Source organism: Brachybacterium halotolerans (assembly GCF_016623465.1).
In the GTDB taxonomy this organism is placed as follows: Bacteria; Actinomycetota; Actinomycetes; order Actinomycetales; family Dermabacteraceae; genus Brachybacterium; species Brachybacterium halotolerans.
In genome coordinates, this window is the sequence record NZ_JAEDAJ010000010.1 from 76,305 (window position 1) to 91,926 (window position 15,622).

Genomic DNA, 15,622 nt, shown 5'->3' on the forward strand with positions numbered 1-15,622 from the left:
CGGCTGGGTGCCCGCGTGGTCTGCGGGGCCGCCATCCCCAAATACTCGCCCCCCCCCCGCCGCTATATGCCGGTGCGTGACATCGGTCCGCCGACTCGTCCCTCTCCCCGCCCCCGAATCCGGCACCGCGCGGCGATGTTATGCGGCGATGCCGTGCGGCGGTGCCACACGGCCGGCCTCCTGACCTGGGCCCGGGCCGGGCGACGTAATCCCCCTAACTCCCGTTATGACGGTCAAAACCCACGGCTCTAGGATGGGCACTGCGTCGCCCCGCCGCCCCGGCGGAGCGCCCTCGCCCGTCCCAGGAGGTTTTCGTGGTGCACATCCAGACCGTCGCCGTCCAGGCGCTGCGCGAGAACGAGCAGGAGCACGGGGCCGTCGTCCCGCCCGTGCACTTCGCGTCGACCTTCGAGCTGGACCCGGCGACGTCCGACGGCACCTTCTCCTACCAGCGCGGCGGGAACCCCACGCGCGCCCAGCTCGAGCAGGTGCTCTCCGCGATCGAGGGCGGTGGCCGCGCCTTCGCCTTCGCGACCGGCATGGCGGCGACCTCCGCGGCCTTCTCCCTGCTCGGCGCGGGTGACGAGGTCATCCTCTCGGCGAGCGTCTACGGCGGCACGTACCGCCTGGTCACCGAGTACTTCCCGCAGCAGGGCCTCGGCCACCGCTTCGTGGACGACCTCGGCGAGCTCGATGACGACTCCTTCTCCGAGAGCACCCGCATGGTGTTCATCGAGACCCCCGCGAACCCGACCCTTCGCGTGACCGACCTGCGCCGCATCGTCGAGCTCGCCCACGCCCACGGCGCCCTCGTGGTCGTCGACAACACGTTCATGACCCCGGTCCTGCAGCGTCCCCTGGACCTGGGAGCCGATCTCGTCGTGCAGTCGGCCACGAAGTACCTCGCCGGGCACTCCGACCTCCTCGCCGGCGTGGTCACCACGCGCGACGACGCCCTGGCCGACCGGATCGGCCTGGCCCAGAAGGCCTACGGCGCCGTGCTCTCTCCCTTCGACTCCTACCGCCTCATCCAGGACGTGAAGACGCTTCCGCTGCGCCTCGAGCGCCAGCAGACCAGCGCCGTCGCGATCGCCGAGCACCTGCGCGGCCACGACGCGATCGCCGCCGTCCTCACGCCCGGTTCCCGCAGCGCGGAGGAGGCCGCCATCCAGGCCTCGCAGGCCACGGGCCCCGGCGCGGTGCTCTCCTTCGAGCTCGATCCCTCCGTGGATCGCGTGCGATTCCTGACGGCGCTGCAGATCCCCGCCTTCGCGGTGAGCCTCGGCGGCGTCGAGTCCCTCATCTGCCACCCCGCCTCGATGACCCATGAGGCCATGACCCAGGAGGCGCGCGAGGTCGCCGGCATCAGCGACGAGCTGCTGCGCCTGTCCGTGGGCATCGAGGACGTCCGCGACCTCATCGCGGATCTCGACCAGGCCCTCGCCGCCGCCCGCTGAGCCTCGGGCTCCTGCACGCCCCCATCCATTCGCCCCATCGCATCTTCCCCGCGCCGACCAGGAGGTCCGCCATGAACCGTCCGCTCCCGCCCCGAGCTCTCCGCTCGTCCTTCACCACGCGCCGCACGCTGCTCACCGCAGGCGGCGGCCTGGGCCTGGCCGCCCTGCTCGCCGCCTGCGGCCCCTCGCAGACCCGCGGCGAGGACGGATCGGTCTCCTCCGACGGCGGCGGGAAGGCGGCCGACGAGGACCTCCTCGAGCGCATCCAGTCCGGCAAGTCCATCCGCATCGGCCTCGAGGGCACCTACCGCCCCTACGCGTACCACGACGACAAGGGCGACCTGGTCGGCTTCGAGAAGGACATCGCGGATGCGATCGCGAAGGGCCTCGGGGCGACGCCGAAGTACGTCGAGACCGAGTGGGACTCGCTGATCGCCGGCCTGGACGTCGACAAGTTCGACATCGTCGTGAACAACGTGGGCATCACGCCCGAGCGCGAGAAGTCGTACTTGTTCTCCGAGCCCTACGCCCGCTCCATCGGCCGCGTCGCCGTGCCCGAGGACTCGAAGATCGAGTCCTTCGACGATCTGAAGGGCAAGCGCGCCGCGCAGTCCGCGACGAGCAACTGGGCCGCCCAGATGGAGAAGCTCGGCGCCGAGATCGTGCCCGTCCAGGGCTTCGCCGAGGCCATCGAGCTGCTCACCCAGGGCCGCGTCGATGCGACCGGCAACGACCTGGTCTCCTTCCAGACGTACCAGAAGGAGAACCCCGACAAGAAGTTCCGTCTCCTGGAGGACGAGCTCCCGGACGACACCGAGGTCGGGGTCATCATGCCCAAGGGCCAGGAGCCGCTGCAGAAGAAGATCGACGAGATCCTCGACGGCATGAAGTCCGACGGGTCGCTGAAGAAGATCTTCGAGAAGTGGGTGGGCCAGGACCTCACCCCGAAGGGCTGATCGGGGCACCATGGACACGCTCCAGATGTGGGCGGACAACCTCCCGCGGCTGCTGCTCGCGGCCCTCGAGGTCACCGTCCCGCTCTCGCTCATCTCCTTCGCGATCGCCATGGTGCTCGCGGTGATCACGGCGCTGGGCAGGCTGTACCTCCCTGGCCCGCTCAAGGTGATCCCGTGGCTGTACGTGTGGATCTTCCGCGGCACGCCGATGGTCGTGCAGCTGTTCATCGTCTTCTTCGGGCTGCCGAACCTCGGCATCGTGCTGCCCGCGATGACCGCCGCCGTGGTCACCCTCGCGCTCAACACGGGCGCCTACGCCTCGGAGGCCGTGCGCGCCTCGATCCTCTCGATCCCGCGCGGCCAGTTCGAGGCGGCGCAGACGCTGAACCTCTCGCGTCGCACCACGTTCTCCAAGGTGGTCGCGCCGCAGGCGTTCCGCATCGCGCTGCCGCCGCTCATGAACGACTTCATCGACCTGGTGAAGGGCACGAGCCTCGTCTTCGCGATCACGATCACCGACCTCTTCCAGGTGGGCCGCCAGATCGCCGCCGCGAACTTCCAGCCGATGGCGATGTACACCCTGGTCGCGCTCATCTACCTGGTGATCGTCTCTGCGCTGAGCCTGCTCCAGATGGTCCTCGAGAAGAAGGTGTCCGCCCATGTCCGCACCAGCTGAGAACGAGCCGTCGGGGGCGCGAGGTCCCTCGCTGCTGGAGTCGCTGCGTCTGCGCGGAGTCCGCAAGACCTTCGGCTCCCTCACCGCGCTCGACGACGTGGACCTCGACATCCCGCGCCGCGGCACCACGGTGCTGCTGGGCCCCTCGGGGTCGGGCAAGTCGACCCTGCTGCGCTGCATCAATCTGCTCGAGCGGCCCGACGCGGGCTCGATCGACTTCGGCGACGGACCGATCCGCCTGGGCGGGCGCCTGGGCGCGCGCACCGTGCGTTCGGTCCGCTCCCGCTCGACCATGGTGTTCCAGCAGTTCAACCTGTTCCCGCACCTCACGGCCCTGGGCAACGTGACCCTCGCGCCGATCCACACGGAGGGCGTGCCGAAGGCGAAGGCCGAGGCCCGGGGCCGGGAGCTGCTGGAGAAGGTGGGACTCGGCGCGAAGGCCGACGCCTACCCGGACCGTCTCTCGGGCGGACAGCAGCAGCGCGTCGCGATCGCGCGTGCGCTCGCCATGGAGCCCGACGTGCTCCTGTTCGACGAGCCCACCTCGGCGCTCGATCCGGAGCTCGCGGCGGAGGTCGTCGCGGTCCTCGCCGACCTCGCCCGCGAGGACCGCACGCTCGTGGTCGTCACCCACTCGCTCGCCTTCGCCCAGCGCGTGGCCGACAAGGTCGTGTTCGTCGAGGACGGGAAGGTGCTGCTCGACGGCCCGCCGAAGGACTTCTTCGAGAGCGAGGACGCCCGGCTGCGGCGCTTCCGGGAGATGGTCAGCTCGGCGGTGTGAGCCGCGGGCCTGTCGCCCACATCGCCCCAGTCGCCCTCATCGCCGTCGTCGTCGCGGTCCGTTCACAGCTCGAGCTTGTATCCCTCGTGGCTCGCGCGGTAGCCGAGACGGTCGTAGAACCGATGCGCGTCGACGCGGCTCTTGTTGGTGGTGAGCTCTGCGAGGGCCGCCCCGTGGTGGCGGCCGTACTCGTGGGCCCAGGCGAAGAGGGCCGTCCCGAGACCGCGCCCCCTGGTCGCGCCGGCCAGGCGCACGGACTCGATCAGCAGGCGGGTGGAGCCGCGTCGGGACAGGCACGGGACCAGGGTGAGCTGGAGTGTCCCGCAGACACCGCCGGTGGCGTCCTCCACCACGGCGAGGAACTGTCGCGGGTCGGCGTCGATCTCCGCGAACGCCGCGAGATACGGGGCGAGGTCCTCCTGCTCGCGTCCGGAGCCGATCATGTCGTCGGCCAGCAGCGCGACGAGCGCCGGCACGTCCTCGGCGCGCGCCCGGCGCACGGTGAAGGTTTCTCCTGCGGCATCGATCGTGTCCATGCGCACAGCGTGCCAGACACTCGGCCGAACGCGCCCCGGGTCAGCCGCGGATGCGGCCGTCCCGGCTCGTCGCCCTCTCGATGCGCCGACGATGGGCGCGGCGCCGACGCGCGCCGCCCACGACCCGCACGAGCATGCGCCGCGCACCGGTGAGGGAGTCCGCGACGAGGGCGACGCCCGTCGTCGAGACCAGAGAGATGAGGAAGACGCCGCCCGCCGTGCCCAGCAGGCCCAGGTGGGCGGCGAGGGTCCACGCGCCCGCCGCCGTGCCGGCGCCGGTGACGAGCTCGCGCAGCGAGAGCGAGCGCACGGCGTGCTCGGTGCGCTCGGAGCGATCCGCGGCGCGCTCCGGCCGTCGGGCGACGTCCGTTCCCGGCCCGGGGGAGGGGTCCCCGCCCTGCATCTGCGGCCCCAGGTCCAGCGCCCTGGTGTCGATCGCGCGCAGGCGGGAGGTCGCCGTCGCGGTCCGACGGGGGCGGTGGCGGGCGGGCACTGCGGGCTGCGCCGTGGAAGCCGTGGAGGGAGACGCCGCGGAAGGAGCCGTGGACGCGGAGGTGCGCGCGGGCAACGGGGTCTCGAGGGTGGCGGTCGACATGGGATCCACCCTCGCGTGCGCGCGGCGGGCGCGGGCGGAGGAGCGGTGGATCGTTCGTGAAGGAATCGCAACACCGGCGCGATCGCCTCGTGGCCGCATCCCGTCGGCGCGGAGCGAACACTCATCCCGCGCCCAGACGCGCGCCCCCGCCGCCCGGTAGGCTGGGCGGAAGCGTCCCCGGGCCTCCTCGCCTGCGTCGGACGTCCCGGCCATCACGCACTATCGGAGGAGCGCCATGGCACACCACAACATCGTCTTCGGCAAGGACAAGGCACTCGCGCAGGACCAGGGCCAGTACGCCGCCTCGCCGGACTTCAGGAGCGACTTCCCCGCGACGGGGCAGGGGACGCAGCAGACCCAGCAGGCCCCGGACCTCGAGTCCCTCTACGCGCGCCCCGCCGCGACCGGCCACGACACCGGCCGCATGACCATGCGGGACGCCCTCAACGCGATCACCGCGACGCTCGGCGTCACCATCGTGGTCGGCGTCGTCTTCTGCCTCCTGCCCGTCGCCCTCGGCGTCGTCGGCGGCACCGAGGGCGAGAAGCTCGGCTACGGGATCGCGATCGGAGCGATGGTCGTCGGCTTCCTCGGCGGCTTCGTCCTCGCGATGGTGAACTCCTTCAAGAAGCGGCCCTCGGCGGTCCTCGTGCTCGCCTACGCCGCGCTCGAGGGCGCGGCCCTGGGCGGATTCAGCGCCATGATGGAGCGGGTGTACCCGGGCATCGCCCTGCAGGCCGTGCTCGGCACCCTCGCGGTCGCCACCACGGTGCTCGTGCTGTTCCGCATCGGCGTGCTGCGCACCTCTCCGGTGCTCACCAAGATCTTCGCGGTCGCGATGGTCGCCTACCTGCTGTTCTGCCTGGTCAACATCGGCCTCATGCTGGTCACGGGCACCGACCTGCGCACCGGCCTGCTGGGCCTCGTGATCGGCGCTCTCGCCGTCGTCATGGCTGCCTACTCCCTGGTCATGGACTTCGAGGACGTCCAGCGCGGCGTGCGCGCCGGGGTGGACCGCAGCTACGCCTGGCGCTGCGCCTTCGGCATCACCGTGACACTCGTGTGGATGTACATCGAGATCCTGCGGATCCTCTCGATCCTGCGCAACAACTGACGAGCTGAGGGCCGACGGACGGGTCCGACGGACGGCCGGAGCTCCCGGCCGCGCCCGTCGACCCGGCCCGCCGGCCGACGAGGAGAGCGTGTGGAGACCTGGACCTGGCTCGTCGAGCACGTCGTGCTCATCGCGCCGTACGTCGCCTTCGCCGTCGACATCATCCTGCGCGTGACCGCGGTGCTCGTGGTGCCGCGCAACCGCCGCCCCGCGAGCGCCTTCGCGTGGCTGCTGGCGATCATGGTGTTCCCGCTCGTCGGCTTCCCGCTGTTCCTGCTGCTGGGCAACACGCAGCTGCCGCGCAAGCGTCGCCGGAAGCAGGCCGTGGTCAACCGCCTCATGAAGGTGCGCGCGCACGACATCCCCGACAGCGACCTCGACGAGGACAGCCCGAGCTGGCTGCAGTCCGCCGTCGCCCTGAACCGCGAGCTCGGCGCGTACCCGCTGACCGGCAACAACTCCGCGGACCTCGAGATCGAGTACGAGGCCTCGATACGGCGCATGGCCGAGGACATCCGCACGGCGCGGGAGACCGTCCACGTGCTCTTCTACATCGCCGGGCTCGACGAGACCACGCGTCCCTTCTTCGACGCCGTCGCCGAGGCCGCCGACCGCGGTGTGAAGGTGCGCTTCCTCTACGACCACTACGGCTCCATGAAGTACTGGAGCGTGTACCGACCCATGCGGCGCCTGCTGGACGCCCACGGCATCGAGCACTACCCGATGATGCCGATCAAGCCGTTGCGCGACGGCGCCCTGCAGCGGCCCGACCTGCGCAACCATCGCAAGCTGCTGATCGTCGACGGCGAGGTCGGCTGGATGGGCAGCCAGAACCTCATCGACTCGGCCTACGCGAGTGCGAAGGGCGCGCGCGAGGGCGTCCGCTGGCAGGAGACGATGATCCGCCTGCGCGGCCCGATCGTCTCCGAGGTCAACCTGCTGTTCGGGACCGACTGGTACCTCGAGTCCGGCGAGTCGATCCCCGAGGACCAGGTGGTCCGTCCCTCCCCGGACACCTCCGGCACCTACGAGTGCCAGATCGTGCCCAGCGGACCGGGCTTCGTGCTCGAGAACAACCTGCTGCTGTTCAACCAGCTCTTCTACAGCGCCGAGAAGCGCATCACCGCCGTCAGCCCGTACTTCGTGCCCGACGAGTCGATGCTGTACGCCCTGGTCACGGCCGCAAAGCGCGGCGTCGAGGTCGAGCTGTTCGTCTCCGAGAAGGGCGATCAGTTCCTCGTCGACCACGCCCAGTGCTCCTACTACACGGCGCTCCTCGAGGCCGGCGTGCGCATCCAGCGCTACGAGGCGCCGAAGATCCTGCACGCCAAGCACGTCACGGTCGACGACTCGGTGACGGTGCTGGGCTCCTCCAACATGGACATCCGCTCGTTCCTGCTGGACATGGAGAGCTCGCTCATGGTGGGCGGCACGGACTTCATGGAGAAGATGCACGAGGTGGAGGACGTCTACCGCTCGCGCAGCCGCGAGCTCACCCTCGAGGAGTGGCGCACCCGCCCCTTCTGGAAGCAGATCCTGGACAACACCTGCCGCCTGGCCTCCGCGATCGTATGATCCCGATCCCGATCCTCTAGCCGACCCCGGCGAGGGAGTCCTCGGCCTCCTGGGCGGCCTTCACGTGCTCGTCGATGTCGATCGCGGCCTCCGAGGCGAAGAAGCTCGGCCCCTCAGGAGTGTCCACGACGATCATCGTGATCTTCTCGCCCGTCACCTTCTCGAGGTCGGACTGGCCGAACATCAGGTCCCCGGTGGTCCTGAAGCCGTCCATGCCGTCGATCGTGACCTTGGTGGTGCTGCGGTGCTCGAGCGTGCGCTGCGAGGTCCCGCCCCAGATCCCGCTGTTGGACAGCAGGCAGTCCATGAGACGCCCGGACGCCACCTCGGCGCCGGGGTACTCCACGCCGTCCTGCCAGCGCAGCTTCCCGACGGTGATCGTGGAGTACCAGTTGCGCTCGACCGTCGCCAGGGCCATCTGGGTGTCCTCGGTGAAGGGCAGGGGAGTGGACGTCTGCCGCTGGTCGAAGCCGTCGGGCGCGGTGAACTCGAGGCCGCCGCCGCGCAGCGTCCTCCCCGAGTTCTGGGAGGTCCGCTTCGACTCGTCCGGGCTGGTCCAGCAGCGCTCGGGCTCCACGGAGGCCGAGGCGCTCGGGCTCTGCGAGCCGCCGCCGTCCGAGGGGCCGGCCGACGGGCTGGGCGTCGGGTCGTCCGAGCCGCCGAGCGCAGCCCGCACCCCGAGAGCCCCGCCCACGATCAGCACGAACACCGCGAGGAACGAGACCGCCCCTGCGGTGAGGGCGCGGCGCGAGCCGGACCGGCCGGGGGAGGGAGCGGACGAGGAGGAGGGGGTCGAGGAGGGAGGGGACGACGGGTGCACGGGGCGGCTCCGGGGATCAGACGACCTTGAGGCTCTTGATGATCTGGTCGAGGGCGTCGGCGTGCTCGGGGACGTCGGCGGCGACGTCCGAGGCGACGGCCTGCGGGCCGTCGTCGGTGTCGACCACGATCGCGGTGACGATCGAGGCGCTCGTGTCCTGGAGCTGCGAGGGGTCCTCGAAATGATAGGTAGCCTGGACGATCCATGCGTCGTGGCCGTCGACCGTCGTCTCCTCGCTGCGGTAGTCGGTGACGGTCGGGTTCTCGCCGAACTCCACCAGCACGCCGGCGGTGGTCGCGTAGCACTGGAAGATCGCGACCGCGGCCTTCTCATCGCCCGGGTACTTGCCCTCGGACTCGGGCCACTCGACGCTGCCGACGTTCACGACGCTGTACCAGTTGTTCTCGACCTGGCGGCCGTACCCGTTCACATTGGTCATGTACGGCAGGGCCTGATCCGTCCACGGGTACGTCCAGCCGTCGGGCCGCGTGTACTCGAGGTGGCCGCCGCGGACCGTGCGTCCCGAGGTGCTCACGTCACCGCTCGAGCCGTCGGGGATCGAGCAGTCGGTGGTCGGCTTCTGCGTGAAGATCGGCGGGGGAGGGGCGAGGTCGGGATCCTTCGGGTCGGGGACGTACTCGCCCTCGCCCGAGCTGCTGCGGGAGGCCGCGGCGGTCGGCGTGTGCGAGTCGTCGCCGGTCATCTGCTTGAAGACGGTCTGCGAGAGGATCAGTGCGATCACCGCGATGAGCACCACGGCGCAGACGATCACGGTGATGACGATGACGCGCGCGCGGGAGCGGCCGGTCTCGTCGGGCTTCGCGTAGGGAGCGGTGACGTCCCGGGCCTGCGCGGAGTAGTCGGGCAGGGCCTCGCGCTGCGAGGAGTCGGAGAGGTCGGGCAGGGAGGGGGCGTCGTCCTCCTCCGGTCCCGGGCTCCCCGCCATGTGTGCTCCTCACGCTGCTGTGGTCCGCCGCAGGGATTCTCCCACAGCGGGCCGTGCCCGCACCGTGTCCGCCCAGGGACGGCTCAGACCCCGTCGACGCCCCGGGACCGCTTGACGCGCAGCATGCGCGCCGCGGACTCGCGCACCCGGCGCTCGGCCTTCTCGGAGTCCTGCGCCCAGGCCGCGATCGCGTCCACGAGGTCGCCGGCGAGCGACGGGTCCGCGGTGAGCACCACGTCGCCGCCCGCCTCGAGCAGGCGGGTCGCGCGCTCGCCGAGCGGCACGTCCTGCACGGCCGCCGCGCTGCCCACGTCGTCGGAGACCACGAGCCCGTCGAAGCCCAGCCTGCCGCGCAGCACGTCCGTCACGATCGCCGAGGAGAACATCGCGGGACTGCCCGGATCCATCCGCGGGTACAGGGCGCTCGAGAGCATGACCATGTCCGCGCCGGCCTCGATGCCCGCGCGGAACGGCTCGAGGTAGGGATCGTCCGCATCCGTCGTCTCGTCGGTGATGCCCGTCGCCGAGAAGTCGGTGTTCCCGCGCACCCGGCCCAGGCCCGGGAAGTGCTTGAGCGCGGAGGCGGTGCCCTGGGCGTCCAGGGCCTCGACGGCCGCGACCACGCAGTCGGCCACCGTGTCCGGATCGGTCCCGAAGCCGCGGTCGATCTTCCCGACGGGGGCGTTCGCCCGTCCCAGCTCGGGGTCGACGGTGTCCGCGACCGGCGCGAGGGCCGCGTGCAGACCGAGGGCGTGCAGGTCCTCGCCGATGCTCCGGTACGCCGCGGTGACGGCGTCGGTCCCCTCGGCGCCGAGGTCGGCGGCCGACGGGGTCCGCCGTGCGGCGTCCCCGCGCAGCATGCGGATCTGCCCGCCCTCCTGGTCCACGCACAGCAGCGGGGCGATGCCGTCCTCGGCCACCTCGTCGTCGACGCCCTCGACCACGGAGCGCACGGCGGCTGCGCTGTCCCAGGTCCCCAGCAGGAAGAAGCCGCCGATGCCGAGCTCGGCGGTCAGCGAGCGCTTCGGGGTCGTCCCGGCGGGGATGCCGGCGAGCACGAGCTGCGCGGCCGCCTGCTCGATCGTGAGGTCCTGGGCGTGCTGCTCCGCGGGATCGGCGGTGGGCGTCGGCGAGGCGGGGGAGGACGAGGCGGAGCCGCCGTCGGACGACGCGCCGCCGTCGGACCCGGAGCCGCCGTCGGACGCGCCCGACCCGTTCGCGCCGCCGTCGGACGAACCCCCGCCGGAGCCCCCTCCGCCGGTGCACGCGGAGAGCGCGGCGACCGGGGGGAGCAGCACGAGCGGGGGAAGCAGCAGAGCGGTGCGTCGACGCATGGCATCGAGTCTGCCACGGCCGCCCGACGCACCCCGCCCGGCCGCTACTGTGGGGCCATGACCGACGAGGACGCCCGCCCCGCGCCCCCGCGGGCGCGCGCGATCGAGAACGCCACCGGCGTGCCCTTCGACGTCTGGACCGCGCGTCTCGAGGACGCCGGCGGTCGCGGCATGGACCACGCCGCTCTGGCCCGCACGATCCACGAGCGCTGGAACATCGAGGACTGGTGGGCCCAGGGCATCGCGATCGCCTTCGAGCAGTCGATCGGCCGCCGCGACGTCGGTCAGACCAGCGCCGGCGACTTTGCCGTGAGCGCCTCGCGCACCGTGCCGAGCGCGCCCGACGCGGTGCTCGAGGCCTGGGACGCCTTCCAGGACGCCGCTCGCCGGGCGCAGCTCGGCCTCGGCGAGGCGCGGACGAGCAGCACGGAGGCCTGGCGCTACTGGCGCGTCGATGGGCCGGACGGCAGCCGCGTCAGCATGAACCTGCGCGCCAAGGACGACGGCGCCGCGGGCGGCGCGCCCCGCAGCATCCTCGCGATCGAGCACAAGGGACTCGCCGACGCCGACGCCCGCGAGGCATGGAAGACCACCTGGAAGCACGTCCTGGACGCATTCGTCGCCACTCTCGAGGAGACCCGATGACCGCATCACTGCCCAGCCCCGAGACCGGCGAGGATCCCTGGCTCTGGCTCGAGGACGTCACCGGCGAGGAGGCGCTCGCCCACGTGCGCGAACGCAACGCCCGCGCCGAGGCGGAGATCGATGCGATCGCCGACCCCCGCTCCGGAGGAGCCGCTGAAGCCGTCGACGCTGCGGCCGACGGCTCGCTCAGCGAGCACCTGCGCTCCGACATCCTCACGATCCTCGACGCGAGCGACCGCATCCCGATGGTCGTCAAGCGCGGGGAGTTCCTGTACAACGTGTGGACCGACGCCGAGCACGAGCGCGGCCTCTGGCGCCGCACCACGCTCGAGAGCTACCGCACCGACGACCCCTCATGGGACGTGCTGCTGGACGTCGACGCCCTGGGTCGCGACGAGGGCGAGAACTGGGTCTGGCACGGCGCGCAGCTGCTCCGGCCCGCGGAGGGCGAGCCGTACCGGCGGGCCCTCGTCTCCCTGTCGCGCGGCGGCTCGGACGCCGACGTCACCCGGGAGTTCGACCTCGAGGAGCGCCGCTTCGTCCCCGAGTCCGAGGGCGGATTCGTGCGGCCCGAGGCCAAGGGGGACGTGCACTGGATCGACGCGGACACCGTCTGGGTGACGACCGACTTCGGCGAGGGCACGCTCACCACCTCCGGCTACGCACGCCAGGCGCGGATCTGGTCCCGCGGCACCGCGCTCGCCGACGCCCAGCTGGTCTTCGAGGCCGACGAGCGGGACATGTCGGTCTTCGCCTCCCACGACCAGACCCCCGGCTGGGAGCGCGACTGGATCGTGCAGATGCACGCCTTCTACGACACGACGCTCAGGGTCGTCGACTGGACGGGCGGGGCCGACGGGGCTGACGCGACCGACGGCGCCGACGGGGCTGACGGGTCGGGGCCCTCGCTCACCGTCGTCCCCGTCCCGCGGGACATGGAGGCCAGCGCCCACCGCGACCTCGCGATCCTCCTCCCGCGCAGCGACTGGCAGGTCGGCGAGGACACCTTCGCGGCCGGCTCGCTCCTCGTCGCCGACGCCGACACCCTACTCGCGAGCGCCCCGGAGGGGCCGTCGGCCTCGGACCTCCACGTGCTCTTCGAGCCCACGCCCAGCACTTCGCTCGCCGATCTCACGATCACCCGCGGCACCTTGGTGCTCACGATCCTCGAGGACGTCGTGCACCGCCTCGAGGTCCACTACCGCGCGGAGGACGGCGCCTGGGTGCGCAGCGACCTCTACCCCGAGCTCACCGGCGCGATCGACGTGCGCGCGGTCGACGCCGACGAGTCCGACGAGATCTGGGTGACCGTCACCGACTTCCTCACCCCCACGACCCTGCTGCTGGGCGACCTCGGCGAGGTCCCCGAGGGAGGCGAGCCGAGCGAGCTCGAGACCGTGAAGGCCTCGCCCGCCCGCTTCGACGCGAGCGGCCTCGAGGTCACCCAGCACTTCGCGACCAGCGAGGACGGCACCCGCGTGCCGTACTTCCAGATCGGGAGGACCGAGGCGGGCGGAGCGGAGAAGGCCGCGAACGGAGCCCCCGTCGGCCCCGCCCCGACCCTGCTCTACGGGTACGGCGGCTTCGAGATCTCCATGACCCCCGCTTACCTCGGCACGATCGGCAAGGCCTGGCTGGAGCGGGGCGGCACCTACGTCGTCGCAAACATCCGCGGCGGCGGCGAGTACGGACCGGCCTGGCACCAGGCCGCCCTCAAGGAGCATCGCCACCGCGCCTACGAGGACTTCGCGGCCGTCGCGCGCGATCTCGTCGAGCGCGGCGTCACCGACCGCGACCATCTCGCCGTGCGCGGCGGCTCCAACGGCGGACTGCTCACGGGCAACATGCTCACCCAGTACCCCGAGCTGTTCGGGGCCGTCATCATCCAGGTGCCGCTGCTGGACATGAAGCGCTATTCGCACCTGCTCGCGGGAGCCTCCTGGATGGCCGAGTACGGCGACCCCGACACCTCCGACTGGGAGTTCATCCGCACCTTCAGCCCCTACCACCTGCTCGCCGAGGGCACCGAGTACCCGCCCGTCTTCCTGCTCACTTCCACGCGCGACGACCGCGTGCACCCGGGCCACGCGCGCAAGATGACCGCCGCGCTCGAATCGCTCGGGGCCGACGTCCGCTCGTGGGAGAACATCGAGGGCGGCCACGGCGGCGCCGCCACGAACGAGCAGGCCGCGCGCATGAACGCGCTCATGTATGCCTTCCTGTGGGCGCGGATCGGGGCCGACGGGGGCCGGGCAGGCGCCGATGGGGGCGCTGGCGCCTGATGCGCTCGGTCCCCGAGTTCCTCCGCCGTACCGGTCAGGACGAGCTGCTCACGGTCCGCAACGACCTGATGACCGTGCAGCGGGAGATCTCGGCCGACGACCGCCGACTGTTCCCCCTGCGCTACGCGAGGGTGAACCCGCCGCGCACCGGCCGACGCGCCGCCGCGGTGCACCGCGACCTCGCCACGCCCGTCGTGACCGTGGTGCCCGACGGGCCGGGCGGCGCCTCCGTCGTCCCCTACGACCTGCTGCGACGCTCACTCGCCTCTCGCGGGCTCGACGTGATCATGCCCGAGCACCGCGGCGTCGGCCTCTCCCGCCTCGACTCCGAGGGGCACGACCTGCCGCCCCACGCGATGGACGTCGACGAGGCCGTCGAGGACCTGCGCGCGGCTCTCGACCACGCGCTCGTGGGCCGCACCGTCCTCTACGGCTGCGGGTACGGCGCCTACCTCTCGCTCGCCTTCGCCGCCCGTCACCCCGAGCGCGTGGGGGCCCTGGTGCTCGACTCCCCGCTGCTCGCGCCCGACGACGAGCTCATCTCCCAGCGCGCCTTCCGCGCGCGCTACTGGGAGGGGACGGACCTGCGCACCGACACCATCGCCAGCACCCTGCGCCGCCTCGACGACCAGGCCGTGATCGATGCCCGCCGCGCGGGCCCCGTCATCCTCGCCGTGCACGAGTACGGGGGCACCGGGGACGTCCGCGAGCTCGTGGACCAGCTCGCGGTGGGCCGCGGGCAGCTGACCTGGACGAGCGTCTGGCAGGCACTCACCCAGGAATGGCTGCAGTCCACGCGCTACGTGAGCGAGCCCGATCTGGTCGCCCGCATCGCCCACACCCAGCTCGGCATCGGCGCGCACGCCGACGGCGGCCCCCTGGACCCTCTCCTGATCTCCGGCGAGCAGGCGCGTCAGGTGCCCTCGCCCACTGCGCGCTCCCTCGCCCCCGACCTGCGCACCCTCGCCTCCGGCGTCACCGCGCCCACGCTCGTGCTGAGCGGCGAGGACGACCTCGTGACCCCGCCGCAGATCGCCCGCGACGCCGCCGACCTCATCCCCGGCGCGCATCTGCTGAGCGTGCCCGGCACCGGCCACGGGATCCTCGACTCCCACTCGCAGCTCGCCCAGATCGCCATGTGGTGGAGCGCCGCCGGGATGGGCGGCGAGCTCCTGGAGCATCGCGAGCGCCTCGCCGCCCTCAAACCCACGCCCACCAGTCAGGTCCTCGCCCATGGCCTGCGCCTAGCTCTCGCCGCCGAGCGCTACTCGCCCTGGCGCATGCGCCTCGAGAGCGCCCGTGCGCGGCGTGCCGAGGCGCAGTTCGATCCGTCCTCGGGGAAGGCCGCGCGGGGGCCGCGGCTGTAGCCGTGGGGGAGTGACGGTCGATGGGCCGGTCGCTGGGGGTGGGGCGGCCGTGGGGAGTACGTCTGGGGTTGCCGGGGCGGTGCCAGACGCAAGACGGAACGTGGGTCCGTTGAGCCCGGAGCTCTCGATCCGGATGTCACGTGCGGCGTGCGCGCCCGTGGCCTGTGCACCGTTGCCGGCCCGTGCATGACCATGTGATTCGAGCAATCCGGGTGGTGTTGCCGTGGCGCTGGCCGGCGATCGCCGGTACCGGAGTGCGGTGTCCAAGTGCCGTGGTGCCGTGGTGCCGTGCCTCCCTCCCTGCTGCCTGGCTGCTCGTCGCGCGGTGACTTCGCTCAGCATGGGGGTGGGGCATTCGGGGGTCGGGGTGGGGGTGAGTGTGTTTTGTGGTGGGTAGGTTTGTGGGTAAGTGGGGGTTGTGGAGGAACGGATAAAGTTGTCCACAGATTCTCTTCGGCCTCTTGTGGTGTCCGTTTCGTCGGGTATTCTTGGGGGTATAGAACGTCAGGCCCGGTGGAGGGGAGGGGAATCGTGCTCG

14 protein-coding genes are annotated in these 15,622 nt (G+C 71.7%); 9 read left to right on the top strand and 5 right to left on the bottom strand.

What is annotated here, in order from left to right; genetic code table 11:
* Positions 1 to 317: 317 nt before the first annotated feature.
* The 4 genes from I8D64_RS14290 (at position 318) to I8D64_RS14305 (ending at position 3,870) form a co-directional block, all read left to right on the top strand.
* Positions 318 to 1,457: an aminotransferase class I/II-fold pyridoxal phosphate-dependent enzyme gene (locus I8D64_RS14290; RefSeq protein WP_200503485.1), complete on the top strand. Its 1,140-nt coding sequence runs from the start codon at positions 318 to 320 to the stop codon at positions 1,455 to 1,457.
* A gap of 71 nt (positions 1,458 to 1,528) precedes the next feature.
* Positions 1,529 to 2,413, top strand: a complete 885-nt coding sequence (locus tag I8D64_RS14295) for a transporter substrate-binding domain-containing protein (RefSeq protein WP_200503468.1) — start codon at positions 1,529 to 1,531, stop codon at positions 2,411 to 2,413.
* Between the two features lie 10 nt (positions 2,414 to 2,423).
* Positions 2,424 to 3,089: an amino acid ABC transporter permease gene (locus I8D64_RS14300; protein WP_200503469.1), complete on the top strand. Its 666-nt coding sequence runs from the start codon at positions 2,424 to 2,426 to the stop codon at positions 3,087 to 3,089.
* Positions 3,073 to 3,870, top strand: a complete 798-nt coding sequence (locus I8D64_RS14305) for an amino acid ABC transporter ATP-binding protein (RefSeq protein WP_200503470.1) — start codon at positions 3,073 to 3,075, stop codon at positions 3,868 to 3,870. Before I8D64_RS14300 ends, I8D64_RS14305 begins: the two co-directional genes overlap by 17 nt.
* A gap of 62 nt (positions 3,871 to 3,932) precedes the next feature.
* On the opposite strand, the gene I8D64_RS14310 is transcribed toward I8D64_RS14305, so the two are convergent.
* Together I8D64_RS14310 and I8D64_RS14315 are read right to left on the bottom strand one after the other, a co-directional pair.
* On the bottom strand, positions 3,933 to 4,406 hold the full coding sequence (locus I8D64_RS14310; protein WP_200503471.1) for a GNAT family N-acetyltransferase: 474 nt from the start codon (positions 4,404 to 4,406) through the stop codon (positions 3,933 to 3,935).
* A 40-nt stretch (positions 4,407 to 4,446) separates the two neighbouring features.
* Positions 4,447 to 5,001, bottom strand: a complete 555-nt coding sequence (locus I8D64_RS14315; protein ID WP_200503472.1) for a hypothetical protein — start codon at positions 4,999 to 5,001, stop codon at positions 4,447 to 4,449.
* A gap of 235 nt (positions 5,002 to 5,236) precedes the next feature.
* On the opposite strand from I8D64_RS14315, the gene I8D64_RS14320 reads away from it, so the two are divergent.
* Both I8D64_RS14320 and cls read left to right on the top strand, forming a co-directional pair.
* A complete protein-coding gene (locus I8D64_RS14320) occupies positions 5,237 to 6,115 on the top strand; it encodes a Bax inhibitor-1/YccA family protein (RefSeq protein ID WP_200503473.1) in 879 nt (292 codons plus the stop codon).
* Between the two features lie 90 nt (positions 6,116 to 6,205).
* The gene (gene cls, locus I8D64_RS14325) at positions 6,206 to 7,690 is read left to right on the top strand and encodes a cardiolipin synthase (protein WP_200503474.1); all 1,485 of its coding nucleotides are present in this window, start codon (positions 6,206 to 6,208) and stop codon (positions 7,688 to 7,690) included.
* Positions 7,691 to 7,706: 16 nt separating this feature from the next.
* On the opposite strand, the gene I8D64_RS14330 is transcribed toward cls, so the two are convergent.
* The 3 genes from I8D64_RS14330 to I8D64_RS14340 form a co-directional block, all read right to left on the bottom strand.
* Positions 7,707 to 8,510: a hypothetical protein gene (locus I8D64_RS14330; RefSeq protein WP_200503475.1), complete on the bottom strand. Its 804-nt coding sequence runs from the start codon at positions 8,508 to 8,510 to the stop codon at positions 7,707 to 7,709.
* Positions 8,511 to 8,526: 16 nt separating this feature from the next.
* Complete coding sequence (locus tag I8D64_RS14335; protein ID WP_200503476.1) at positions 8,527 to 9,456, bottom strand: hypothetical protein; 930 nt, start codon at positions 9,454 to 9,456, stop codon at positions 8,527 to 8,529.
* Positions 9,457 to 9,539: 83 nt separating this feature from the next.
* Positions 9,540 to 10,790, bottom strand: coding sequence for a glycoside hydrolase family 3 N-terminal domain-containing protein (locus I8D64_RS14340; RefSeq protein WP_200503477.1), 1,251 nt, complete (start codon positions 10,788 to 10,790; stop codon positions 9,540 to 9,542).
* Between the two features lie 57 nt (positions 10,791 to 10,847).
* On the opposite strand from I8D64_RS14340, the gene I8D64_RS14345 reads away from it, so the two are divergent.
* The 3 genes from I8D64_RS14345 to I8D64_RS14355 are packed head-to-tail and all read left to right on the top strand — an operon-like array spanning position 10,848 to position 15,084.
* Complete coding sequence (locus tag I8D64_RS14345) at positions 10,848 to 11,435, top strand: hypothetical protein (protein WP_200503478.1); 588 nt, start codon at positions 10,848 to 10,850, stop codon at positions 11,433 to 11,435.
* Positions 11,432 to 13,717 (top strand): prolyl oligopeptidase family serine peptidase, encoded by a 2,286-nt coding sequence (locus I8D64_RS14350; protein WP_200503479.1) that lies wholly within the window; start codon positions 11,432 to 11,434, stop codon positions 13,715 to 13,717. Before I8D64_RS14345 ends, I8D64_RS14350 begins: the two co-directional genes overlap by 4 nt.
* Positions 13,717 to 15,084, top strand: coding sequence for an alpha/beta fold hydrolase (locus I8D64_RS14355; RefSeq protein WP_200503480.1), 1,368 nt, complete (start codon positions 13,717 to 13,719; stop codon positions 15,082 to 15,084). Before I8D64_RS14350 ends, I8D64_RS14355 begins: the two co-directional genes overlap by 1 nt.
* Positions 15,085 to 15,622: the final 538 nt, after the last annotated feature.